This window comes from Pseudomonas sp. MPC6 (assembly GCF_006094435.1).
In the GTDB taxonomy this organism is placed as follows: domain Bacteria; phylum Pseudomonadota; class Gammaproteobacteria; order Pseudomonadales; family Pseudomonadaceae; genus Aquipseudomonas.
On sequence record NZ_CP034783.1, the window covers coordinates 573,635 to 599,572 of the forward strand.

At 59.3% G+C, this 25,938-nt stretch carries 14 protein-coding genes; 4 read left to right on the plus strand and 10 right to left on the minus strand.

Annotated elements, in window-relative coordinates:
• Window positions 1-5: 5 nt before the first annotated feature.
• Entirely contained in the window at window positions 6-3,356 is a 3,351-nt protein-coding gene (gene mscK, locus ELQ88_RS04650; protein WP_138963897.1) for a mechanosensitive channel MscK, read from the minus strand.
• A 34-nt stretch (window positions 3,357-3,390) separates the two neighbouring features.
• On the minus strand, window positions 3,391-5,133 hold the full coding sequence (locus ELQ88_RS04655; protein WP_138963899.1) for a potassium/proton antiporter: 1,743 nt from the start codon (window positions 5,131-5,133) through the stop codon (window positions 3,391-3,393).
• Window positions 5,134-5,449: 316 nt separating this feature from the next.
• Between ELQ88_RS04655 and ELQ88_RS04660 the strand changes: the two genes are divergently transcribed.
• Together ELQ88_RS04660 and ELQ88_RS04665 are read left to right on the plus strand one after the other, a co-directional pair.
• Window positions 5,450-5,680, plus strand: coding sequence for a hypothetical protein (locus tag ELQ88_RS04660; RefSeq protein WP_128872898.1), 231 nt, complete (start codon window positions 5,450-5,452; stop codon window positions 5,678-5,680).
• A complete protein-coding gene (locus ELQ88_RS04665; protein WP_138963901.1) occupies window positions 5,677-5,979 on the plus strand; it encodes a cell division protein ZapA in 303 nt (100 codons plus the stop codon). Before ELQ88_RS04660 ends, ELQ88_RS04665 begins: the two co-directional genes overlap by 4 nt.
• A gap of 113 nt (window positions 5,980-6,092) precedes the next feature.
• Here the strand turns inward: ELQ88_RS04665 and ELQ88_RS04670 are convergent, their stop codons facing one another.
• The 4 genes from ELQ88_RS04670 to putA all read right to left on the minus strand — a co-directional run bounded on the left by ELQ88_RS04670 (window position 6,093) and on the right by putA (window position 14,302).
• Window positions 6,093-6,875 carry a hypothetical protein gene (locus ELQ88_RS04670; RefSeq protein ID WP_138963903.1) on the minus strand — a complete coding sequence of 261 codons (783 nt, stop codon included), beginning with the start codon at window positions 6,873-6,875 and terminating at the stop codon, window positions 6,093-6,095.
• Between the two features lie 106 nt (window positions 6,876-6,981).
• Window positions 6,982-7,755: a hypothetical protein gene (locus ELQ88_RS04675; protein ID WP_138963905.1), complete on the minus strand. Its 774-nt coding sequence runs from the start codon at window positions 7,753-7,755 to the stop codon at window positions 6,982-6,984.
• Between the two features lie 543 nt (window positions 7,756-8,298).
• A complete protein-coding gene (locus tag ELQ88_RS04680; protein WP_138963907.1) occupies window positions 8,299-10,101 on the minus strand; it encodes an acyl-CoA dehydrogenase in 1,803 nt (600 codons plus the stop codon).
• Window positions 10,102-10,348: 247 nt separating this feature from the next.
• On the minus strand, window positions 10,349-14,302 hold the full coding sequence (gene putA, locus ELQ88_RS04685) for a trifunctional transcriptional regulator/proline dehydrogenase/L-glutamate gamma-semialdehyde dehydrogenase (protein WP_138963909.1): 3,954 nt from the start codon (window positions 14,300-14,302) through the stop codon (window positions 10,349-10,351).
• Between the two features lie 461 nt (window positions 14,303-14,763).
• Here putA and putP point away from each other — a divergent pair, with 461 nt between their 5' ends.
• Both putP and rlmJ read left to right on the plus strand, forming a co-directional pair.
• Complete coding sequence (gene putP, locus ELQ88_RS04690) at window positions 14,764-16,248, plus strand: sodium/proline symporter PutP (protein ID WP_138963911.1); 1,485 nt, start codon at window positions 14,764-14,766, stop codon at window positions 16,246-16,248.
• Between the two features lie 225 nt (window positions 16,249-16,473).
• Window positions 16,474-17,310, plus strand: a complete 837-nt coding sequence (rlmJ, locus tag ELQ88_RS04695) for a 23S rRNA (adenine(2030)-N(6))-methyltransferase RlmJ (protein WP_138963913.1) — start codon at window positions 16,474-16,476, stop codon at window positions 17,308-17,310.
• Window positions 17,311-17,525: 215 nt separating this feature from the next.
• Here rlmJ and msrA read toward each other — a convergent pair whose 3' ends face one another.
• The 4 genes from msrA to aceE all read right to left on the minus strand — a co-directional run bounded on the left by msrA (window position 17,526) and on the right by aceE (window position 25,927).
• Complete coding sequence (gene msrA, locus ELQ88_RS04700; protein ID WP_128872890.1) at window positions 17,526-18,173, minus strand: peptide-methionine (S)-S-oxide reductase MsrA; 648 nt, start codon at window positions 18,171-18,173, stop codon at window positions 17,526-17,528.
• 123 nt (window positions 18,174-18,296) lie between these two features.
• Window positions 18,297-20,990, minus strand: a complete 2,694-nt coding sequence (locus tag ELQ88_RS04705) for a GGDEF and EAL domain-containing protein (RefSeq protein ID WP_138963915.1) — start codon at window positions 20,988-20,990, stop codon at window positions 18,297-18,299.
• A gap of 321 nt (window positions 20,991-21,311) precedes the next feature.
• Complete coding sequence (gene aceF, locus ELQ88_RS04710; protein WP_138963917.1) at window positions 21,312-23,270, minus strand: dihydrolipoyllysine-residue acetyltransferase; 1,959 nt, start codon at window positions 23,268-23,270, stop codon at window positions 21,312-21,314.
• A gap of 11 nt (window positions 23,271-23,281) precedes the next feature.
• Window positions 23,282-25,927, minus strand: coding sequence for a pyruvate dehydrogenase (acetyl-transferring), homodimeric type (gene aceE, locus ELQ88_RS04715; RefSeq protein ID WP_128872888.1), 2,646 nt, complete (start codon window positions 25,925-25,927; stop codon window positions 23,282-23,284).
• Window positions 25,928-25,938 lie beyond the last annotated feature (11 nt).

Here is a 25,938-nt window from a genome sequence, read left to right on the forward strand (position 1 = left end):
GCCGGTTAGTCGAGCTTGGCGGCCGGCGGCGCTTGAGGCACTTGACCCTCGGTCTTGGGCGCAATGGTTTTCGTTTCCGGATCGACCGGCACCATTTTGTATTCCTGGCCTTGAAGGTTCTTGAGATAGACCTCCATCTGCCGGAACGAAATGTTGATGTGTTGCTTTTTGAATTCGCGGTTGATAAAGCGGTTGACCTCATCGAGCACCGGGTTACGGTCACCCAGGTCGCGCACGTGCATGCGCAACTCGTGGTCGAGGGTGCTTTCGCCGAAGTTCAGGAAGTACACGAGGGGTTCAGGCTCTTTGAGTACCCGCGGGTTTTCCCGTGCAGCCTTCAGAAGAAGCTCTTTCACCAGATCCAGGTCCGAGCCGTAGTCGACCCCGAGCTTGAGGGTCACCCGGGTGATGGTGTCCGTCAGGGACCAGTTGATCAATTGCCCGGTGATGAACGTCTTGTTCGGGACGATGATGTCCTTGCGGTCGAAGTCGGTGATGGTCGTGGCGCGGATCCGAATCTTGCTCACCGTGCCCGACAGGTTGCCGATGGTAATCGTGTCGCCGATCCGCACCGGGCGTTCGAACAGGATCATGATCCCGGAAATGAAGTTGGCGAAGATCTCCTGCATGCCGAAACCCAGGCCCACCGAGAGCGCTGCCACCAGCCATTGCAATTTGTCCCAGCTCACGCCGAGCGTGGACAGGGTGGAGACGAAACCGATACCGGCGATCACGTAGGAAAGCAAAGTGGTGGTGGCGTAGGCACTGCCTTGGGCCAGGTTGAGCTTCGACAACACAAACACTTCCAGCAGACCCGGCAGGTTGCGTGCGAGGGCAAAGGTGATGCCGATGATGATCAGTGCGCCGAGCATGTCGCCGATGCTGATCGGTACCATGCTCATGTTGGCGCCGGTGCCGCTGGTGTATTCGTAGAGGGTGATGTTGTCCAGGTACGAGAACACCGAGATCAGGTCGGACCAGACCCAGTACAGGGCCGCCATGAACCCGCCGAGCAGCGCCAGACGGATCAGGCGCAGGGACTGTTCGTTGACCTTCTCGATGTCCAGGGCCGGCTCTTCGATCACCGCTTCGCCGTCACCTGCCTCTTTGGCGGCCTGGCGTTTGGCCAGGGCGCGCTGATAAGCCAGGCGTCGGGCTGCAACGCTGAGACCGCGGACGAAGGTGGCTTCGATCACCAGCCAGAACATCAGCAGGTAAAGGGTATTGATCAATCGGTCGCTGAGTTTCAGTGCGGTGTAGTAGTAGCCGAAGCACACCGCCACGAACAATGCGATCGGCAGGGCGGTGAACAGGATGGCCACGGCCTTGCGGAACAGCGAGGCGTTTTCGTGGGTCGGGCTGCTGATCAGCAGGCGGCTGAGCAACCAGGCCATCAGGGCGTAGCAAGTCAGTACCACCGGCATGCCGAGCACGTCGTCAGCCAGCGCGGCCGGTTGCAGCTCGGCGACGGCCACCACCGCGACCAAGGCCATTACCACCAGCCCGAGTCGGCGAATCCAGCCTTGGAGGAATGCGACCTGGGGTTTTTCCCAACGGAAATGCAACTCGGCCACGCCGCCAGGTGCGAGGATCCGGTAGGCGGTGTAGAACACCAGCCAGGCCTGGGCCATCTGCAGCAGCGCCGCGCCCATGTTGGCGTTCTGCCCGCGCGCGTCGATCTGCAGGGCCAGGCCGCACAAGGCCAGGCCCAGGGCGACCGGCATGGCCAGCAGAATATTGATCAGGATCGCTTGAGGGGTGTGCCACTGGCTGTCGCGCTTGAAGTGGCCGATGTCCTGGTGAACCTTGTTCAACTTGGCGTACAAGCTCGTGCGCCGCCACAGCAGGGCGCCGATCAGCAGCGCCAGCGGCAGGAACAGCAGCGGCCGCTGGGTCAGGCCGTCGGTCAGTTCGCTCAGGCTCGAGGCCCACGGCAGGGTGGTGACCTGGCGTTGCAGGCGTTCCGGCACGCCGTGCATCCACTCAAAGTCCAACGGCTTGTTGCTGGGAATCCAGAACATCTGCTCGTCGAGGGTCGCCCGCAGGCTCTGGGCGGTGCTCAGCAGTTGCTTCTGATTGAGTTGCAGGGTGATGGATTCGTTGAGTACCGCACTCAGTTCGCGGTTCAGCCGCTCCAGCAGGTCGGCGCGAGTGAGGGCCAGTTCCATCAGGCTCTTGCGCAGTTGCGGGGTGACTTGCTCGGGCGGCTGGGCCGCCAGCAGGTTATCGACGTAGGTCGCCGGATTGCTCAGCAGTTCCCGTTGCTGGCTGACCTCGAACTGATACAGGCGAATGTCGGCGATCTGATCGGCCAGGTCGCGGTCGACCTTGAGGTGCGGCAGGCTCTGTTTCTGCTTGTAGAGAATCTTGGAGAGCAGCAGGCTGCCCTTGAGCACGTTGATTTGCTCCTCCAGGGCCGAATCGCTCTGGGTCACGTTGTCCAGCTGCTGTTTGGTCTGCAGGTTCTGCTGGGTGACTTCGTTGAGGCGGTCGGTGCTTTTGAGCAGGTAGTCCGAGAGTTTCAGGTTGGCCGCACTTTCGGTGGCCAGCAGCACGCTGCCGCCGGATTTCTGCGCTTCGATGGACTGCTGGGTCACCGTCTCCTGGGACTGGGCCAGGCGTTTCTGGTTGATCAGGTTTTGCAGCTCCTGGATTTCCCTATCCAGACGGTCGGATTTCTCCGAGAGCAAGTCATGCTGGCTGTTGCCCAGGTCCTGCAGCTGACTGTTGCCGGCCAGTTCCTGGCGCCGCAGGGGGATCAGGGCATTGAGCGCCGCGAGTTCGGCATTGAGCTGGTCGCGTTGTTCGCCGCTCAAGGTCTTGCCGTTCTCTTTGCCGGCCTTGAGGATGTTGTTGATCTGCTGGATGCGCGTCTGGCTGGTAGAAATTTCCACCTGGGCGCGCTCGGGGCGGGTTTGGGCGGTATTGACCAGGCTGTTGGCGTCGCCCAGGGCCTTTTGCAGATCGCTTTGCTGGGTCGAGCGCTCGGTCAGCAATTGCTCAAGCTGCTGAATCGACTCCTTGGCGTAGCGCTGCGCCACCGGCACCACGCTGGTCGCCTTGAGGAGCGTCAGTTCCCGCTGATTCTCGATGTTCTGCTTGGGCGCAGTGGCCAGTTGTTGCTTGAGCTCGACCAGCTTCTGTTCGTAATCACGCTTGTTGGTGAGCTGTGTCAGCGTGCCTTGCAGAATGCTCTGCAGGGCCTTTTGGTCGGCCTCCGGCAGTTTGCGCTCGGCGATCTTGTCCAGGTTTGTCTGCACGGCTTCGCTGGACGGCGGCTCGGCCGCTTGCAACGTACCGATAGAAAGACTCAAGCCCAGCAGGGCCATGACGAAAAAGGAGCGCAGGGTTGGCATAGAGACCGATCGAAAACGAGGCGAAGAATGGAGTTTAGAGGAAGAGCCCGGGGCCCGGGCGACTTCCTTCGGGGAATCTGACGCCCACTTTGCCGATCTTGTTCCCTTCCATGACCGCGACGGTCCAGATGGTGTTGTTCCACTCCACCTGGTCACCGACGACTGGCGCCCCCCCCACCTTATGGGCAATGAAATGGGCCAGGGTCATGTCCGGATCGATGCCTTCGACTTTCAACCCATACAGGGCCGCAACCGCGGCCAGCTGGGCGTCTCCTTCAAGTACGAAGTCGCCGAAAAAGCGCAGATCGAGGCCCCGTTGCGGCGCCTGACTGAAGAGTTTTCCGAGGGCCGCAAGGTTGTGCTCATGGCCGATTACACAGAGCAAATCATCGACTTCAAGCACTGTACTACCCGACGGATGGAGCAGTTGCTGCCCTCGAAACAGTGCCGCGATCCGGGTGCCTTCGGGCATTTTCAGTTCACGAAGGGGGGAGCCGATGCACCATTTTTCGGCACCGAGGCGATAAACGAACAGTTCCCACTCGCTGGTGACGTGGACTTCCAGGGCTGATCGGGAAATCGGCAAGGGCTCTGGCGGGACAGTGACTTTCAAAAGCTTCGCCACCCAAGGCAGGCTGGTGCCTTGCACCAGCAGCGACACCAGCACGATAAAGAACGCCAGATTGAAATACAGCTGGGCGTTGGGCAGCCCCGCCATCAATGGGAACACTGCCAGAATGATCGGGACCGCGCCCCGCAGGCCGACCCAGGAAATGAATGCTTTCTCACGCCCATGGAATGCCTTGAAGGGCAGCAGGCCGACTAGCACCGACAGTGGGCGGGCAAACAGAATCATCCACAGCGCCAGGCCCAGCGCGGGCAGGGCGATCGGTAGCAGGTCGTGGGGGGTAACCAATAAGCCCAGCACCAGGAACATGCCGATCTGGGCCAGCCATGCCATGCCGTCGAGCATATGCAGGATGCCGTGTCGGCTGCGGACCGGACGGTTGCCGATCACCAGACCGCACAGGTACACCGCCAAAAAGCCGCTGCCGTGCAGGGCGTTGGTCAGGGCAAACACCACCAGGCCACCGGCAACCACCAGGATGGGATAAAGCCCGGCGGCCAGGTGGATGCGGTTGACCAGTTGCAACATCAGCCAGCCGCCGCCGAGGCCGATCACGCCACCTATGCCGAACTCGCGCACCAAATGCACCAGCAAATTCCAGTGCAGGCCGGTTTCGCCGCTGGCGAGCATGTCGATCAGGGTTACGGTGAGGAACACCGCCATCGGATCGTTGCTGCCGGATTCGATCTCCAGGCTCGCGCTCACCCGTTCGTTCAGGCCCTTGCCGCCCAGCAGCGAGAACACCGCCGCGGCGTCGGTAGAGCCCACGATAGCGCCGATCAGCAGGCCCTGCATCAGATTGAGATCGAACAACCACGCCGCCGCCATGCCGGTCAGCCCCGTCGTGATCAACACCCCGACCGTGGCCAGGGACAGTGCCGGCCATAACGCAACGCGGAAACTGGATACCCGTGTGCGCAAACCGCCATCGAGCAGTATCACCGCCAACGCGAGGTTGCCCACCAGATACGCCGTTGGATAGTTATCGAAGATGATGCCGGCGCCGTCGACGCCAGCCAACATGCCCACCGCCAGGATAATCACCAGAATCGGGATGCCGAGGCGCGATGAAAGTGAGCTCACCAGAATACTCGCACCTACCAGCAACGCGCCGATCAAGAACAGGCTGTTGATGGTGGTCGCATTCAAAGGCAGTACTCCAGAAAGCTGAAAAGGCGGGCACAAACTGACCATGCAGTCTGCGTGCCAGCGATTCTAACCTGTTGAAATGTGATGCTGTCAAAAAGCTTTTGCGACAGGAGAGGCTCCAGGCGTTCCGGCTTTTTTATCGTACGACTGTCTCGGCGACGAAGTGCAGGAACCAGATTGGCCAATCAGAGTCTCTACAGTTCGCAGGAAAGGTCGTCCGCCAGCAAAATCAAGGCTTTGAGCCTGGATAACCCTGGCATCCGGGGTGACTTTTCTTTATCGTACGCGCCCTTTGAAAATGCCTGGAAAAATCAAAATGTTGGAAGCATCCCTAAGCCAATTGGAACAGCTGGTCAGCGACTTGGTACAACAGAACCAGAGCCTGCTTGCCACCAACCAGTCCCTGAGCGCGGAACTGGCCCAGTCCAAGGACGACAACGAAAGCCTGCAGTTGAGCCTGATGGAACAGGAAGAGAAGCAAGGCGCCACCACGGCCCGCATCCAGGCTTTGGTTGAGCGCGTCAGCGCCGGCCCTGTCAGCGCATGAATCACGGCGCCGCAGGGGTAAAAGTCGTCTCGATCCTGGGGGAGGACTATTCGATCAGGGCGCCGGCCGGGGAAGAGCAAACCCTGCTTGACGCCGCGCTGATGTTGAAGGCCGCTCTGGCTGACACTAAAAAGAAATACCCGACACTGATCGGTGACCGCTTGTTGGTACTGGCCGCCATGAATCTGTGCTCCCAGCAGATTGAAATGAAGAAACAGCATCAGCAGGAACTCGACCGTTACCAAGAGCAAGTCAGCGCCACGGTTGAGACAATTGCCAGGACCATGGGTCAAGGATGATTGGAGACTTTTGACCTCAGCAGTATTGGTCGAGATCGGGGCCTTCAATGATATGCATGTTCGAAGAGGAGGTGGCCCGCCTCCTCTTCCTATCTAAAATGAATTTTTTCGAATCAAGCGGCTTCGTAGCTAAGTAGAACTGCATAGAGGTTAGGGGAGTTTAAAATAAATTGTTTGTGTGTGAGTCTGTACGGGGTGGGATTCAATCCTAAAAACAACGTATCTCCTTTTTTTGCATACGGAATAATATCATTGTATTGGAGAATGGGTGTCCCTGCTTCATAAGGATCATGGCCTTGGGCATTGCAAGTTATCTCGAATGACCATATGGGAGGGTTGGTGTGGTCGTATCTTCTCAATATCCTGGAAGACGTAGTGTATACAATGTCTGGGGAGTCAAGAACGAAGTGGGTTCCGAGGCGAGAGTGGGTGATGGCCTCATGTTTCGTTATCGTTTTTTCGGGGTTTGGACTAGGTGGTTTAATTGAAGTAGGGTGAGCGCCAGTTTCGCCAGTTTCTCCTGTCCCTAGACCGAGTAACATGCTTACTCCAAACAAACCGCCTGGATGTAAAGTAAAATATTTTCCATTGACTTTAGATGCGCCTATAGGGGGGATAACCGTGTCGCCAGTTTGCATTAGTGCGAGCGCTAATGCACCTCTAAGCTCGATTGATGATGCGAGTTCAATGGTTTCTGAATTTTCACGTTCCAAAACAATAAGGGTGCTTACTTCGTGCGAACCATCAGATCCCGGCTGCGTTTTGAAAATTTTTGAAGCGACACGATAGAGAGGACCTTTAGGCAGCTGAAACTCGTCGCCAATCTCTGCACACAGGATTGCCTGATCCCGTGTGAGGTCTGCTTTTGGTGAGTCGATTTCATTTTCCGTTGTCATGTTTTGATTCCTTGTGTGTATGCGATGGTCTGTCAGCATCCAGATTGATAATCTCTAGGTCGGCGTGACGTTTACGTTCTCGCAAATTTGAATGCGGTGTTTTTTCTCAGGAAAATTCGTAGTGAATGACGACGGCATACAGGCTGGTGTCAGGGTTTATTACAAACTCTTTATGTGCGATTTTGTATTGGCTAGTGTCCCCCGCTGACAAGAGTTCTCCTTTCTTTACATACCGGAAAAACTCCTTGGAGTCGCTGGCTTGCGTTGCCATTTGAAGTGAAAATTCGTTGGGATATCTGGCAAATACCTCAAATCTCCACCCCTGGTTATAGTTTATGAGTCTTTTTGAAACTACAACTGCACGTTGACCATCTGGACGTGGTATGTCGATTAAGTCGCCAATGTAAGCGTGGGTGACCGTCTCATTGTTATCTAGAAAATTAACTGGATCAAATTCATGTGGATCGCGTTCAGGTTTGGTATTGGAAAGATCGGATTGTCCTTTTGAAAGTCTTGGACTTAACCAAGCGCTGTAGCCCTTGTCCTCGTTGTAAATATATTGGCTTTGATTATTCGTAAAAGGGATGTTGTGGAAGTGAAAGAGGTCGCCGGCTTTAATTTGCGCCCGTCCTATTACGTGTCTTGATTCGATGGGTGATTCCAGCTGAATAGTTGGATGGTTTGTATGCGTCAAGGTGATTTTGGCATTTATGTGTTCCGGCACTGCAGCGGTACCCACACGTGCTTTGAAAGATTTGTCAGTTACACAATAGCCAGAACCTTGAGGGAGGTGATAAATGTCTCCAATCTCTGCATAAGGTATCGTTTGCTCCAATGTGAATTGATGGGTGGCTGAGGTGGTTGTCGGTTCAGTTGTCATGTTTTTTCCCTCGTTGTATATACTGATCCATCAGTAGCCCGGACATCATAGTCTTGCTGGTTTGCGCGATATTTGGTTTAGTTATGCTTTGATTGTGGGCTCTGTTAAGCGTGGTGTGAACTGTCAGAAGTAACAGGTGGAACGATTAAGCTTCCGCGGCAGGCATTGGGTGCGTTCTTTTGTCGGTGGTCTCCAGCACGTCCAATAACGCCTGATCGGCTTGGTGACGACGACGGAAGAGCAATCGGCGGTGACAAGAAAAGATCAACCGGAACGTGCAGGGAATTTCGGATCTGGCCCGGGTGACAGCAGGGGAAGTCAGGGCTTGTCGTGAAGATTGTCAGACGTTGCAACGGCTGGCGGATGATCTGGCGCGGCAGATGGGTGGGTTTCGGTTGAGCTGATATGTCGTCCATTCGGACGCCATCGTGGGCAAGCCCACAGGGTTTGTGTGTTGAGCCACATATGGATTGTGAACAACAGCGATTCCTGTGGGAGCGGGCTTGCCCGTGATTCGATTTCAGCCATTACAAGGGGCTCTAGTTAAAACCACTCATCCTGCATCGTCAGGCACACATCATCCCGAGCCTCAAGAATCGCCAGTTCATGATGGCAACCCGGCACTTCCCATGTCAGGAAATACCGCGCCGCCTGCAGCTTGCCTTTATAGAAGTTCACATCCGCCGCATTACCCTTGACCAACCCTTCCTCGGCCCGAATCGCCTGTTCCAGCCAGCGCCAGCCAATCACCGTATGCCCGAACACTTTCAAGTACAGCGCCGAGTTCGCCAGGCTGCTGTTGACCTTGCCTTGCCCCAGATCCGTCAGCAGGCCGATGGTCACCGTTTGCAGGCGCGCCACCAGTTTCTCCAAGGGCTCGCGCAACCTGGTCAGCGACTCATGTGCCTGCGCCCGTTCGGCTGTGTCGGCGATCAGGCGGATCAATTGCTTGAGCCCCGCGCCACCGTTCTGCGCCAGTTTTCGCCCCAGCAAATCCAGCGACTGAATGCCGTGTGTGCCCTCATGGATCGGATTCAGGCGGTTGTCGCGGTAATACTGCTCCACCGGATATTCACGGGTATAACCATGACCGCCAAGAATCTGGATCGCCAGTTCGTTGGCCTTCAAGCAAAACTCCGATGGCCAGGATTTGACAATCGGCGTCAGCAAATCCAGCAGCTCATGGGCTTGTTTGCGCTCGGCTTCGGTCTCAAGCGTGGTGGTGTCATCGAACAGCCGTGCGGCGTATAGCCCGAGGTCGAACGAACCCTCGACGTAAGCCTTCTGCGTCAGCAACATGCGTTTAACGTCGGCATGCTGAATGATCGCCACCGGCGCAGTGCTCGGGTCCTTACTGTCCGGCACGCGACCTTGTGGACGTTCGCGGGCGTATTCCAGCGAGTACAGATAACCGGCGTAACCGAGCATTACCGCGCCCATGCCGACGCCGATCCGCGCCTCGTTCATCATCTGGAACATGTAGCTCAACCCGTGGTGCGGCTTGCCCACCAGGTAGCCGACACACTCGCCGTTGTCACCGAAGTTCAACGCGGTGGAGGTGGTGCCGCGCCAGCCCATCTTGTGGAACAGCCCCGCCAGCAGTACGTCGTTGCGCTTGCCCAGGCTGCCGTCATCGTTGACCAGAAACTTGGGCACGATAAATAGCGAGATTCCCTTCACGCCGGCCGGTGCATCCGGCAACTTGGCCAGGACCATGTGCACGATGTTTTCCGACAGCGGGTGATCGCCCCCGGAGATGAAAATCTTGTTGCCCTTGAGTCGATAGGTGCCGTCGGACGCCGGCTCGGCACGGGTACGAATATCCGACAACGACGAACCGGCATGCGGTTCGGTCAGGGCCATGGTGCCGAAGAAGCGTCCGTCGATCATCGGCTGCAGGAAACGCTGCTTTTGTTCATCGGTGCCGAAACTTTCAATCAGGTTGGCCGCGCCCATGGTCAAAAACGGGTAGGAGGTCGATGCCGCGTTGGCCGATTGGAAGTGGGCGAAACAGGCTTGGGACAGCAGGGTAGGGAGCTGCATGCCGCCTGCGTCGAAACTGCGCGCAGCGTTGAGGAAGCCGGCTTCAAGAAACGCATCCACCGCCGGTTTGACTTCCGGAATCAGAATCGCCTGACCGTCTTCGTAGCGCGGCTCGTTCTCGTCACCCTTGCGGTTGTGCGGGGCAAAAAACTTTTCGGCGATGTGGCGGGCAGTGCCGATGGCGGCATCGAACGTCTCGCGATTGTGCTCGGCGAAACGCACACGCTGGGTCAGGGCCTCGGCATCGAGGACTTCATACAGCTCGAAAGCCAGATTGCGGGAACTGAGCAGCGTCTCGGACATGGCGGCCTACCTTTTTTTGGGTTGGACCGAGTCTAGGCGTGGGGAGGGCGGGGTGAACAGGATGATTGATGTGGGTGATGGTGGGGTGCAGGCGCCGCTGATCAAATGTGGGAGCGGGCTTGCTCGCGAATGCGGTTTAACAGTCAATGTTGATGTCGACTGACACTCCGCCTTCGCGAGCAAGCCCGCTCCCACAAGGGGTTTTGCATTCCAGGCATCCATTGCGGGCGCCTGGCTTTGAAGCGGTTTAGCCGATCGTCATCAAGCTGGCGTTACCACCCGCCGCAGCGGTGTTAACACTCAACGCCCGCTCGATCACCAGGCGCTCCAGCGCAATGCCGGTTTCGCCTTGCGACAAACCATGAACCCCAACGATCGCGCCAGCACGCTTGGCCACTTGCTGGCACACCGCACGCAACTGATCGGAATGGCCATGATGCAGAACCGCATCAAACACCACTTCGTCCTTGTTCCAGTCAGCCACCAGCTTGATGCGTGCCTGAATTTCCTTAGGCAGGCGTGCGAACAAGGCCTTGGTCAGGTCAGCTTCCGGCCATACCGCCGAACCGCCCACCGCCAACACCGCTGCCAGTTGGGTCAGCAGATCGCCTTCGACTTCCGCCAGGCACAGCACGTGCTCGCGCGGCAGGATCGCGTAGCTGTTGCGTTCGCCAGTCGGGCCCGCCAGAACACGGGTGATCCCGCTTTGCGATTGCGCCGCGAACTGCGCGCACAGGGTGCTCAGGTCGGCGAACTTGTTGCTGTCGGCCCAAGCCTTCAGGGCCGACAGCGGTTTGCTCATGGCATCGCGCAGACGAACATCCGGCGCAGTGATGGCGTCGCCACGAGCGAAGGATTGTTCGATTGCATCGGTAGGACGCGTCGACAGCAGACGGTACAGGTACAGCGGACCACCGGCTTTCGGGCCAGTCCCCGACAAACCTTCGCCGCCAAACGGTTGCACGCCCACCACGGCACCCACAATGTTGCGGTTCACATAGACGTTACCGGCGTTGACGTTGTCGATCACCTTGGCGATGGTCTCGTCGATACGGGTGTGCACGCCCAGCGTCAGGCCATAGCCGGAAGCATTGATCTGAGCAATCAGCTGGTCGATGTCTTTGCGCTTGTAGCGAACCACGTGCAGTACCGGGCCGAAGATCTCCCGTTGCAGCTCGTCGAAGCTTTCCAGTTCAATCAAGGTTGGCATCACGAAGGTGCCGCGCTTGACTTCGTCGGTATTGGCGATAGCCACCTGGTACACGCTGCGACCTTTGTCGCGCATGGCCTGGATGTGCTTGTCGATGCCTGCCTTGGCTTCGGCGTCGATCACCGGGCCGATGTCCACGGACAAGCGCTCCGGGTTGCCGAGACGGCATTCGGCCATGGCACCCTTGAGCATTTCGATGACGCGGTCAGCGGAATCTTCCTGCAGGCACAGTACGCGCAGTGCCGAGCAACGTTGGCCGGCGCTATCGAAGGCCGACGATACGACGTCGATCACCACTTGTTCAGTCAGCGCCGAAGAGTCGACGATCATCGCGTTCTGGCCGCCAGTTTCAGCGATCAGCGGGATCGGCCGACCTTGAACATCCAGACGACCCGCGACGTTGCGTTGCAGCAAGCGAGCAACTTCGGTGGAACCGGTGAACATCACGCCTTTGACCCGATCGTCGCCGACCAGACGGGCGCCAACGGTTTCGCCACGGCCCGGCAGCAGTTGCAGCACGCCTTGCGGAATCCCGGCTTCGAGCAGCAAGCGCACGGCTTGAGCAGCCACCAGCGGGGTTTGTTCCGCAGGTTTCGCCAGTACCGGGTTACCGGCGGCCAGTGCCGCAGCGACTTGGCCGCTGAAGATTGCCAGCGGGAAGTTCCACGGGCTGATGCAGACCACCGGGCCCAATGGGCGGTGGGCGTCGTTGCTGAAATCGTTGCGGGCCTGCACCGCGTAGTAACGCAGGAAGTCCACGGCTTCACGCACTTCGGCGATGGCGTTGGCGAAGGTCTTGCCGGCTTCACGAGCCAGCAGGCCCATCAGCGGCTGAATCTCGCCTTCCATCAAATCGGCGGCACGTTCCAGGATCGCGGCACGTTCGGCGGGCGGGGTGGCCTGCCAGATTGGCGCAGCATTCAGGGCGCACTGGATCGCGTTGTCGACGTCGTCGACGGTGGCTTCTTGCACATGGCCTACTACGTCACGCAGATCGGACGGGTTCAGCACCGGTGCAGGGGTTTCAGTGCTGGAGACACAACCGAGCATCGGCGCGGCTTTCCAGTGGTTATGAGCAGTGGCCAGCAGGGCGCAGGACAGCGAAGCCAGACGATGTTCGTTGGCCATGTCGATGCCGCTGGAGTTGGCGCGCTCGGCACCATAAAGATCACGCGGCAGCGGGATACGCGGGTGCGGCAGGCCGAAGCCGCCTTCCAGCGTCGCCATCTGCTCGATGCTGGCCACTGGATCGGCCACCAGCTCCTGAATCGAAATGGACTGGTCGGCGATGCGGTTGACGAACGAGGTGTTCGCGCCGTTTTCCAGCAGGCGACGGACCAGGTACGCCAACAGTGTTTCGTGGGTGCCGACCGGTGCGTACACGCGGCACGGACGGTTCAGCTTGCCTTCGGAAACCTTGCCTACAACCTGTTCGTACAGCGGTTCACCCATGCCGTGCAGGCACTGGAACTCGTACTGGCCGGGGTAATAGTTCTGACCGGCGATGTGGTAAATGGCCGACAGGGTGTGGGCGTTGTGCGTGGCGAATTGCGGGTAGATGACTTCCGGTACCGACAGCAATTTGCGTGCACAGGCGATGTAGGACACGTCGGTGTACACCTTGCGGGTGTAGACCGGATAGCCTTCCAGGCCTTCGACCTGGGCGCGCTTGATTTCGCTGTCCCAGTACGCGCCTTTCACCAGGCGGATCATCAGGCGATGACGGCTGCGACGAGCCAGGTCGATCACGTAGTCGATCACGTAAGGGCAACGCTTCTGGTAAGCCTGGATCACGAAACCGATACCGTTCCAGCCGGTCAGTTGCGGCTCGAAGCACAGGCGCTCCAGCAGATCCAGGGACAGTTCGAGGCGGTCGGCTTCTTCGGCATCGATGTTCAGGCCGATGTCGTATTGCTTGGCCAGCAGCGTCAGCGACAGCAGGCGCGGATACAGCTCGTCCATCACGCGCTCGTACTGCGCACGGCTGTAACGCGGGTGCAGGGCCGACAGCTTGATGGAAATACCCGGGCCTTCATAAATCCCACGACCGTGGGACGCTTTGCCGATCGAATGGATGGCTTGTTCGTACGAGGCCAGGTACTTCTGGGCGTCATGTTCGGTGAGTGCAGCTTCACCCAGCATGTCGTAGGAATAACGGAAGCCCTTGGCTTCGAACTTGCTGGCGTTGGCCAGGGCTTCGGCGATGGTTTCGCCGGTGACGAACTGCTCGCCCATCAGGCGCATGGCCATGTCGACGCCCTTGCGGATCATCGGTTCGCCGCTCTTGCCGATGATGCGGCTCAGGGACGAAGTCAGGCCCGCTTCGTTGTGGGTGGCGACCAGCTTGCCGGTCAGCAGCAAACCCCAGGTGGCGGCGTTGACGAACAGCGACGGGCTGTTGCCCAGGTGCGGGTGCCAGTTGCCGGTGCTGATCTTGTCGCGGATCAGCGCGTCGCGGGTGCCTTTGTCCGGGATGCGCAGCAGCGCTTCGGCCAGGCACATCAGCGCCACGCCTTCCTGGGACGACAGGGAAAACTCTTGCAGCAAGCCTTGAACGATACCGGCACGGCCGCCGGCGCTCTTCTGATTGCGCAGTTTCTCGGCAATCGAGGCGGCGAGTTTGTTGGTGGCTTCGGCCATCGCCGCCGGCAGGCGAGCCTGTTCGATCAGCATCGGCACCACTTCGGGTTCCGGGCGACGGTAGGCGGCGGTGATCGAAGCGCGCAGCACCGATTGCGGCAGGATGCTTTCGGCAAACTCAAGGAAGCACTGGTGTGCGTGATCGATGTGGATCTCGCCCGCCTCGTCGACTTCCTTGCCGTTCAATCCGTTCAGCTCGGACAGGGTTGCACCACCCTCGAGTTTTTCCAGGTAATTGAAAATTGCCTGCTTGATCAGCCAGTGCGGCGTGCGATCAATCGAGGTCGCGGCAGCCTTGAGGCGTTCGCGGGTCGGGTCGTCAAGTTTGACCCCAAGGGTAGTGGTCGCCATATTTTTATCCTCATGTTTGCCACGACCGCGTGGCATCAGCTGGCGCAAGATTAGCTGCGCAGCTGGCGAGGTGCAACCGGGTGCAACCCTTTTTTTGCCGGAATAGTATGCAGCTCGTCAGGAAATAAATTTCGCTACCTTCGCATCGTTACTGGAGGATAGTTTTACATTTGGTAAAGAGCCTTGAGTGCCCTAAAAAGGCGCAAAAATCGTGCTTTCGTCGATAAATCCGACTGGGTGCAACTTATTCGGGAGAAACTGGTTGCACCTTATTTGGTTTGTTGAATAGCATTCGCGTCCAAGGTGCAACCGGGCATAAAAGTCAGGTGTGCCGGCTGATGGCTTTCCTGGGGAAACATCAGTCATAAATGCGCGGGATCCAGAGTCGTCTGTCGAACGTCGTCGTTTGCGTGCGGTTCACCAGCCGCCGCTACATAAAAACAAAGCCAGGGCGTAACTTAATGAGCGTTAGCAATCCAACCCTGATCACGTTCGTGATCTATATCGCAGTAATGGTGCTGATCGGCTTCATGGCCTATCGCTCCACCAATAACCTTTCCGACTACATTCTGGGCGGTCGTAGCCTGGGCAGTGTCGTGACGGCATTGTCCGCCGGCGCCTCCGACATGAGCGGCTGGTTGTTGATGGGCCTGCCGGGCGCCATCTACATGTCCGGTCTGTCCGAAAGCTGGATCGCCATCGGCCTGATCATCGGTGCTTACCTGAACTGGCTGTTCGTTGCCGGTCGTCTGCGCGTGCAGACCGAGCACAACGGCGACGCACTGACCCTGCCGGATTACTTCTCCAGCCGTTTCGAAGACAAAAGCGGCCTGCTGCGGATCATCTCCGCGGTCGTGATCCTGGTGTTCTTCACCATCTACTGCGCCTCCGGCATTGTGGCCGGCGCCCGTCTGTTCGAAAGCACCTTTGGCATGTCCTACGAGACGGCGCTGTGGGCCGGCGCTGCGGCGACGATTGCCTACACCTTTGTCGGTGGTTTCCTGGCTGTCAGCTGGACTGACACCGTACAAGCCACGTTGATGATCTTCGCCCTGTTGCTGACGCCGATCATCGTGCTGCTGGCCACCGGCGGCGTCGACACCACGTTCCTGGCGATCGAAGCGCAAGACGCCAGCAACTTCGACATGCTGAAAAACACCACCTTCATCGGCATCATCTCGCTGATGGGCTGGGGCCTGGGCTACTTCGGCCAGCCGCACATCCTGGCGCGCTTCATGGCGGCGGATTCGGTGAAATCGATTGCCAAAGCTCGCCGCATCTCCATGGCCTGGATGATCCTGTGCCTGTGTGGCACCGTGGCGGTAGGCTTCTTTGGTATTGCTTACTTCTCGGCGAACCCTGACTTGGCCGGTCCCGTGACCGAAAACCCCGAGCGTGTGTTCATCGAACTGGCGAAAATCCTGTTCAATCCGTGGGTCGCCGGTGTGCTGTTGTCGGCCATTCTGGCGGCGGTGATGAGTACCTTGAGCTGCCAGCTGCTGGTGTGCTCCAGCGCCCTGACCGAAGACTTCTACAAAACCTTCCTGCGTAAAACCGCTTCCCAGGTTGAACTGGTCTGGGTCGGTCGCGCCATGGTGCTGCTGGTTGCCCTGATCGCTATCGCGTTGGCCTCCAACCCGGAAAACCGCGTATTGGGTCTGGTCAGCTACGCCTGGGCCGGCTTCGGTGCCGCGTTCGGCCCGGTCGTCCTGATCTCCGTGATCTGGAAAGACATGACCCGCAACGGCGCACTGGCCGGTATCCTGGTCGGCGCGATCACCGTGATCGTGTGGAAACACTTCGAGTTGCTGGGCCTGTACGAGATCATCCCGGGCTTCATCTTCGCCAGCCTGGCGATCTACATCGTCAGCAAGCTGGGCGCGCCGACTGCCGGCATGCTGCAGCGCTTCGCTGCGGCCGAGGCAGATTTCCGCCTGAACAAGTGATGGGGATGAGCTGAAGCCCTGACCTTTCGCCGAACATGAAAACGGCCCGCCTCCCTCTGGAGGCGGGCCTTTTTTTTTGTTTTTTCAGTGGGCGAGCGATTTTCTTCGGCAGGTCCGACAGGGGGCGATGAGCTCATGGCCGCCGCTCGGAGTGCCCGCTCAGCCGCGAACCCCTGACGTCCAGCCCCGTACAAGGTAAACTTGGCGCCCTTCGCAGGAGCAACCATGAATTATCGCCACGCCTTCCATGCCGGCAATCACGCCGACGTGTTCAAACACCTGACCTTGACCCGCCTCATCGCCTTGATGTCGCGCAAGGAGCAGCCGTTTGCCTATCTCGACACTCACGCCGGCATTGGTCTGTACGACCTTCAAGGCGATCAGGCCAGCCGTACCGGCGAGTACCTGGAAGGCATTGCGCGTTTGTGGGATCAGCCGGATCTGCCGATCCTGACGGCTGATTACATGCAGGTCCTGCACGAGATGAACCCGGATGGCCAGTTGCGCTATTACCCGGGGTCGCCGGAGTTGGCGCGGCGCCTGACCCGGCCGCAGGACCGGGTGTTGCTGAACGAGAAACACCCCGAAGATGGCGTGTTGCTCAAGGACAACATGAAGGGCGATCGTCGGGTGAAGGTGCATCTGGGCGAAGGCTGGCATGTGCCGCGGGCGATGTTGCCGGTGCCGGAGAAGCGCGCGGTGATGTTGATTGATCCGCCGTTCGAGCAGCTCGATGAGATGCAGCGTTGCGCGGCGTCGTTGAAAGAGGCGATCAGCCGGATGCGCCAGACGGTGGCGGCGATCTGGTATCCGGTGAAGGACCAGCGCCTGTTGCGGCGTTTCTATCAGGATCTGGCGGGAACCGGCGCGCCGAAATTGTTGCGCGTGGAGTTGCTGGTGCATCCGCTGGATACGCCAAACAGCCTCAATGGTTCGGGGTTGGCGATTGCCAATCCGCCGTGGGGGCTGGAAGAGGAATTGCGTGAGTTGCTGCCGTGGTTGTCCAAGAAGCTTGGGCAGACCCAGGGTGGGTGGCAGATGGATTGGTTGATTGCCGAATAGGGTGAATCAACGGCAAGATCAAAAGCTCGCAGCCTTCGGCAGCGCCTACAGGGGTGTCGTTTCGATCACAAATGTGGGCGGACACATAATTCTGTAGGAGCCGGCTTGCTGGCGAAGGCGTCTTCATGGGCAATGCAAGACTTGAGGCCGCCTTCGCTGGCAAGCCAGCTCCTACAAGAGCGGGCTTGCCAGCGATGCTTTTCAGGGCCCGAAAGTCAGATCGGGCAGGTCACGCCTGTACCGCCAATCCCGCAATACCCTTCTGGATTCTTGGCCAGATACTGCTGGTGATACGTCTCGGCGAAGTAGACCGTCGGGGCTTCGTCGATTTCGGTGGTGATGGTGCCTTTGCCGGCCTTGGTCAGTTCGGTCTGGAACACCTGCGCGCTGCGCTTGGCGGCTGCCAGTTGGTCCGGGTTGGTGGCGTAGATCACCGAGCGATACTGCGTGCCGATATCGTTGCCTTGGCGCATGCCCTGGGTCGGGTTGTGCAGTTCCCAGAACATCTTCAGCAGCTCGTCGTAGCTGACTTTTTCCGGCTCGTAGACCACGAGCACGACTTCGGTGTGCCCGGTCAGGCCCGAGCAGACTTCTTCATAGGTCGGATTAGGTGTGAAACCACCGGCATACCCCACCACGGTGCTGACTACGCCTTCACGCTGCCAGAAGCGACGCTCCGCACCCCAAAAGCAACCCAGGCCGAAGATTGCAAAGTCGACATTGGTGGCGAACGGACCCAGTAGCGGGGCGTCGTGGACGAAATGTTTTTCCGGCAGGGACATTGGCGTTTCACGGCCGGGCAGAGCTTGTTCTTTAGTCGGGAGCACGTTTTTGTTTACCAGGATTTCCGAGCGCAGAACCATTATCAGTCCTCTCAATCAGGTTGGAATGTTGATACGCAGACCGCCAGTGTGCCCAATGCCGTCCAGTTACGCACTATCTCTGTGGGAGCAACCTCGCTCCCACAGGGATTGCTTGCGGTGTGCTCAGGCGATCGGGCCACGCGGGTAGCGTTTGAGCTTTTCGATCAGCTCGCTGCCCGGAATTGGTCGGTCGAACAGGTAGCCCTGGCCGACGTCGCAGCGGTGGCGGCGCAGAAAGGCCAACTGCTCGGCCGTCTCGATGCCTTCAGCCACGACCTTGAGTTTCAGGTTGTGGGCCATGGCGATCACCGCGGAGGTGATTTCCATGTCGTCCTGGTTATCCGGAATTTCGTGGATGAAGCTTCGATCGATCTTGATGATGTCGATCGGGAATTTTTTCAAGTAACTGAGCGACGAGTAACCGGTGCCAAAGTCGTCCATGGCCAGGGTCAGGCCCAGGCGCTTGAGCTGGTCGAGCTGCAGATGGGTGTCTTCGGTGGCTTCCAGCAGCAGGCCTTCCGTCAACTCAAGCTCCAGCAGGTTTGCCGGCAGCGCTTCTTCCTTGAGGATGCTGGCAATGGATGCCACCAGGTCCGGGTCGGAGAACTGTTTGGGCGACAGGTTGATCGCCACCTGGAGATTGCCCAGGCCAGCGGCCGTCAGGTCCTTGCTCATGCGGCAGGCCTGGCGGGCGATCCACTTGCCGATCGGAATGATCAGGCCGGTTTCTTCGGCGACGCTGATGAACTGATCCGGGCGGATCATGCCTTTTTCCGGATGGTTCCAGCGCAGCAAGGCTTCCATGCCCAGCAGGCGACCGCTGCGCAGGCAGAGCTTGGGTTGATAAAACACCTCCAGTTCGTTCTGGGTCAGGGCGCGGCGCAGGTTGTTCTCGACGAACAACTTATAGCTGGCCTCGGCGTTCAACGCTTCGGTGAACACCTGAACCTGATGTTTACCGTTGGCCTTGGCCTTGTGCAGCGCCAGCCCGGCGTTGCGCATCAGGGTCTGCGGGTCGCGTCCGTGCAGCGGCGCGCAGGCCAGGCCCACGGAGCCGGTGACGCTGATCAATTGGTTGTCGACGAACATCGGCTTGTCGAGGGTCGCCAGTAACTGGTTGGCAACTTGCAGGCCAGCCGAGATGTCGGTGTTGTCCAGCAGCACCGCGAATTCGTTACTGGCAAAGCGTGCCAGGCTGCCGCTCGGGCTCAGGCTGTTGCGCAGCCGCCGGGCCAGGCTGATCAGCAACTTGTCACCGGTTTGATGGCCAAGGCTGTCGTTGATCCGCTTGAAGTTGTCGATGTCCACCAGCAACAGGCTGATCGGCGTATCGCTGTCTCGGGCGAAGCGTTCATCGAGGTTGCGGATGAACGCCGGACGGTTGCCGAGGTTGGTCAGGTTGTCGGTGTAAGCCAGGCGCTCGATGCGCTGCTGGGCAAGCTTGGTCTGGGTGATGTCTTCATAGATGCCGATGTAATGGGTCAGCTCGCGGTTGTCACCGTAGACTTTGGAAATCGACAACTGACCCCAGTAGGGTTCGAGGTTTTTGCGCCGGCTTTTGAATTCGCCCTGCCAACTGTTGCTCATGGTCAGCGCCGAGGGCGCGTCAAACAGCAGTTCGCTGAGATTTTCCAGCGCCGGCAATTCCGACAGCCGCTGGCCGTGGACTTCGTCGGTGGTGTACTGGGTGATCGCCGTGAAGCTTGGGTTGACGTACTCCACCACGCCGTCGCAATTGACCAGCAGGAAGGCGTTGGCGCTTTGTTCCACCGCGCGCTGGAACAGGTGCAAAGCGCTGGTGGCCGTGCGGCGCTTGTGGTTGTTGATCACTTGGGCGAACTGATCCGCCAGCTCGCCGGCGAAGGCGATTTCATCCGACTGCCAGGCACGGGTCGTACCGGTCTGTTCAAGGCAGAGCACGCCGACCACCTGGCCATCGACACGGATACTGGCGTCGAGCATGGCATTCACATCGCGCGGGCGCAGGCTTTGAGCCATTACCCGAGTGCGCGGGTCATGCATCGCATTGTGGGCGTCGATGGCGCGGCTGCTATGCAGGGCTTCCATGTAATCGGGGAAGTCGCTGACGTCGATCGGCTCCGGCAGTTGATATTGCCGGGTGGCACGGTGATAGGCCGAGATGGGCGATAGCCGCGAACCTTCGAGGTTCCACAGGCTGGCGCAGTCGATTTCGTAGATATCGCAGGCGCTGCGGGTGATCAGTTCGGCAGCTTCATGCAGGGAATTGTTGGCGCTGTAGCGTTGGCGGGTCAGCAGCAGGATCAGGTCTTGCTGGGCGCGCACCCGGTCCAGGTGCAGGAGCTGTTCCTGCTGGGCGCGTTGATTGAGTTCCAGGGCGAATTGCAGGCGCGAGTTCTGGGTTTCCAGATCAAGCGTCGGCAGCGTTTGTTCGCCCTCGAATAATCCCTCCACGACCATCAGGTAGCCGCGCAGCAGGTGTCGATTGTGTTGTCGGTAGGCTTCGCCCAACTCGAGCAGGCTCAGGGCGCCTTTGGCGGTGTGCAGGGTGTAGCGGATCAGGTAATGCGGGCTGCCGCTGAGTTGCTGCTGAATTGCGTCGTGCAGTCGATAGCGCGCTTCGGGCTCCATCAGGCTGGCGTAGGGTGAGTCGACCAGGGCACAAAGCTCCCTGGCCGGCTGACCAAACTGTCGTTCGCAATTGGGATCGAGAAACAGCAGCCCCCAGTTCGGTTCATTCAGCCGTTCGAAACGCAGCATGCCGAGCCGTGATGGCACAGGCAACTGCGTCACTACCTCGGCCACCATACGGCTGGTGGCATCGGGTTGGCTTTTCATAGGGGGGAACTCGCTTCGAATATGCTGATCGCGCCGGGCTCTCGCCCTCTTTACTGTTGCTTGTCGCAGGCTGCGATATTTTCTGGCTTAACGCAATCTGATATGTGTCGATTGCAGCAGATTGCCGTCCCGGTCGTGATAACTGGCGCGGATCTGTTTTGTGTCGACGATCAGGTGGGCGATGCCGTCTACAAATGTAGGAAAGAGGTTTCACCAGGCAAAAAAAAGCCCCGCCAAATGGGCGGGGTTGAGGTACGAGCGTGTGGCGCTCGGAAAGCGTGGAACGCAACCGGCCCTCCGGTGAAGGAGGGCCGGTCGGTGTTACAGCAGGATGGTGCGGATGTCCGCCAGCAGGTCGCTCAGACGCTTGGTGAAGCGTGCAGCAGCGGCGCCGTTGATCACGCGGTGATCGTAGGACAGCGACAGTGGCAGCATCAGTTTCGGCTGGAAGGCTTTGCCGTCCCAGACTGGCTGGATGGTTGCCTTGGAAACACCGAGGATCGCCACTTCCGGCGCGTTGACGATCGGCGTGAAGCCGGTGCCGCCAATGTGGCCGAGGCTGGAAATGGTGAAGCAGGCGCCTTGCATGTCGTCCGCGGTGAGCTTCTTGTCGCGGGCTTTGGCGGCCAGCACGGCGGCTTCGGCTGCCAGTTGCAACAGGCTCTTCTGATCGACGTTCTTGATGACCGGTACCAGCAGGCCATCCGGGGTGTCGACCGCGAAGCCGATGTTCACGTACTTCTTGCGGATGATTGCCTTGCCGCTTGGTGCCAGCGAACTGTTGAAGTCCGGCAGTTCCTTGAGCAGGTGCGCGCAGGATTTGAGCAGCAGCGGCAGGATGGTCAGCTTGACGCCAGCCTTTTCTGCAACGGCTTTCTGAGCGACACGGAACGCTTCCAGCTCGGTGATATCCGCCGAGTCGAACTGAGTCACGTGCGGGATGTTCAACCAGCTGCGGTGCAGGCTCGACGCGCCGATTTGCATCAGGCGAGTCATCGGCACTTCTTCGATTTCGCCGAAGCGGCTGAAGTCGACGACCGGAATCGGCGGGATGCCCGCGCCGCCGGTTGCGCCGGCAGCGGCGGCCGGTGCTTCCTTGGCCTTCTGCATCATGGCTTTGACGTAAACCTGCACGTCTTCTTTCAGGATGCGACCGTGCGGACCGCTTGCGCCGACTGCGTTCAGCTCGACACCGAATTCACGGGCCAGCTGGCGTACTGCCGGGCCTGCGTGAACCTTGGCGCCCGGCTTGGCCGGTGCAGCTGCAGGTGCGGCAGGTGCCGCAGCAGCGGCCGCCGGAGCGGCTTCAGTTTTGGCAGCAGCAGGTGCGGCAGCGGCTGGAGCCGGAGCAGCAGCCGGAGCAGCGCCTTTGACTTTCAGCTTCAGGATCAGGTCGCCGGTACCGACTTCGTCGTCCAGCTTGATGGAAATGCTTTCCACCACGCCAGCGGCAGGCGATGGAATTTCCATGCTCGCCTTGTCGGATTCCAGGGTGATCAGCGACTGGTCGGCTTCAACGGTGTCGCCGGCCTTGACCAGGACTTCGATGATCTTGGCCTTGCCTGCCGAACCGATGTCCGGGACGTGAATGTCCTGAACACTGTCGGCAACCGGTGCCGCCGGGGCCGCAGCGGCAGGCGCCGGAGCAGCGGCAGCAGGCGCAGCGGCTTGAGCTGGCGCGGCCGCAGCCGGAGCAGCGGCACCTGCCACTTCCAGATCCAGGATCAGGTCGCCGGTGCCGACTTCGTCGTTGAGCTTGACGCTGATGGCCTTGACCACGCCAGCGGCGGGCGAAGGGATTTCCATGCTGGCCTTGTCGGATTCCAGGGTGATCAGCGACTGATCAGCCTCGACGGTGTCGCCGACCTTGACCTGGATCTCGATGATCTGGGCCTTGCCCGACGAACCGATGTCCGGCACGTGCACTTGCTGAACCGAAGCGGCAGCAGGCGCAGCAGCAGGAGCGGCCGGCGCAGGAGCGGCAGCCGGTTCAGCCTTGGCGGCTGGCGCAGGGGCCGCAGCAGCCGCAGGGGCCGCAGCTACGGCACCTTCGACTTCCAGTTCCAGCAATTCGTCGCCTTCTTTCAGGCGATCGCCCAGCTTCACTTTCAGGCTTTTGACGATGCCGGCCTTGGGAGCAGGAATTTCCATGCTCGCCTTGTCCGACTCAAGCGTCAGAATGCTCTGGTCGGCTTCGACACGGTCGCCGACCTTAACAAACAGTTCAATTACTTCACCTTCACCGCTGCCGATGTCAGGTACGCGAATGAGTTCGCTCACAGAGTGTCTCCTCAGCAGTCCAGTGGGTTGCGTTTTTCCGGGTTGATCCCGAACTTGGCGATGGCTTCAGACACCACCTTGGGTTCGATATCACCACGGTCAGCCAAGGCTTCCAGGGCTGCCAACACCACGAAATGACGGTCGACTTCGAAGAAGTGACGCAGCTTCTTGCGGCTGTCACTGCGGCCGAAACCGTCGGTGCCCAGGACTTTGAATTCCTTGGACGGGACCCACTGACGAATTTGCTCAGCGAACAGCTTCATGTAGTCGGTAGACGCGATCACCGGACCTTTACGGCCGTTCAGGCACTCTTCGACATAGCTCAGTTTAGGCTTCTGGCCCGGGTGCAGACGGTTGCTGCGCTCGACGGCCAGGCCATCGCGACGCAGTTCGTTGAAGCTGGTAACGCTCCAGACGTCAGCGCCGACGTTGAACTGTTCACGCAGAATCTTCGCCGCTTCACGGACTTCACGCAGGATGGTGCCGGAGCCCATCAGCTGAACGTGGTGCGCCGCTTCGCGGGTGTCTTCTTCGAGCAGGTACATGCCCTTGATGATGCCTTCTTCGACACCGGCCGGCATGGCTGGCTGCTGGTAAGACTCGTTCATCACGGTGATGTAGTAGAAGACGTCCTGTTGCTGTTCGGTCATCTTCTTCATGCCGTCCTGGATGATCACCGCCAGCTCGTAGCCGTAGGTTGGATCAAAGGTGCGGCAGTTCGGGATGGTGGCAGCCAGGATGTGGCTGTGACCGTCTTCGTGTTGCAGGCCTTCGCCGTTCAGCGTAGTCCGGCCGGCGGTGCCGCCGATCAGGAAGCCACGGGTGCGGCTGTCGCCAGCGGCCCAGGCCAGGTCGCCAATACGCTGGAAACCGAACATCGAGTAGAAGATGTAGAACGGCAGCATCGGCTGGTTGTGGCTGGAGTACGAAGTACCGGCAGCGATGAAGGAGCTCATGGCGCCCGCTTCGTTGATGCCTTCTTCGAGAATCTGGCCCTTCTTGTCTTCCTTGTAGAACATCACCTGGTCTTTATCGACTGGCTCGTAGAGCTGGCCGACGGACGAGTAGATGCCCAGCTGGCGGAACATGCCTTCCATACCGAAGGTACGGGCTTCGTCCGGGATGATCGGAACGATGCGCGAACCGATTTCCTTGTCCTTGACCAGCTGCGCGAGGATCCGCACGAAGGCCATGGTGGTGGAGATTTCACGGTCGCCCGAGCCGTCCAGGATTGCCTTGAGGGTATCCAGCGGTGGCGTCGGGATGTCGAAGCTCTTGGCGCGACGCTGTGGCACGAAACCGCCCAGTGCAGTGCGGCGCTCGCTCAGGTAGCGGGCTTCGGCGCTGTTCGGCTCCGGCTTGAAGAACGGCAGGTTTTCCAGCTCTTCGTCCTTGACCGGAATGTCGAAGCGATCACGGAACAACTTCAGGCTGTCGACATCGACTTTCTTGGTGTTGTGCGCGGTGTTTTTCGCTTCGCCGGCACCGGTGCCATAACCCTTGATGGTCTTGGCCAGGATGACGGTCGGTTGTTCTTTGTGGTTGACCGCTTCGTGGTATGCCGCGTAGACCTTGTACGGGTCGTGGCCGCCACGGTTGAGTTTCCAGATCTCGTCGTCGGACAGGTCTGCAACCATCGCCTTGAGTTCTGGCGTGTTGAAGAAGTGTTCACGCACGAACGCGCCGTCTTTGGCTTTGTAGTTCTGGTACTCGCCGTCGATGACTTCGTCCATGCGGCGTTGCAGGATACCGTCGACGTCTTTGGCCAGCAGTGGGTCCCAGAAACGGCCCCAGATGACTTTGGTCACGTTCCACTGAGCACCGCGGAACACGCCTTCGAGCTCCTGGATGATCTTGCCGTTGCCGCGAACCGGGCCGTCGAGGCGCTGCAGGTTGCAGTTGATGACGAAGATCAGGTTGTCGAGCTTCTCGCGGCCAGCCAGCGAGATCGCACCCAGGGATTCCGGCTCGTCGCACTCGCCGTCGCCCAGGAAGCACCAGACTTTCTGCTTGCCTTCAGGGATGAAGCCACGGGCTTCCAGGTACTTCATGAAGCGTGCCTGGTAGATCGCCTGGATCGGGCCCAGGCCCATGGATACAGTCGGGAACTGCCAGAAGTCAGGCATCAGCCAAGGGTGCGGGTAGGACGACAAGCCCTGACCGTCGACTTCCTGGCGGAAGTTGTTCATCTGGTCTTCGGTGATGCGGCCTTCCATGAACGCACGGGCGTAGACGCCTGGCGAGGTGTGGCCCTGGAAGTAGATCAGGTCGCCGCCGTGTTCGTCGGTCGGGGCCTGGAAGAAATAGTTGAAGCCGATGTCATACAGGGTCGCACTGGAGGCGAAGCTGGAGATGTGACCACCCAGGTCAGAATCTTTCAGGTTCGTACGCATTACCATGGCCATCGCGTTCCAACGTACCAGCGAGCGAATGCGGCGTTCCATGAACAGGTCGCCAGGCATGCGTGCTTCGTGGGTAACGGGGATGGTGTTGCGGTACGGCGTCGTGATGGCGTAAGGCAACTGCGAACCGCTGCGGGTCGCGAGTTCACCCATACGGGTCATCAGATAGTGAGCACGGTCTTCGCCTTCTTTGTCGAGAACCGATTCCAGGGCGTCCAGCCATTCCTGGGTTTCGACGGGATCGAGGTCTTGCATGGCTTGCTCCA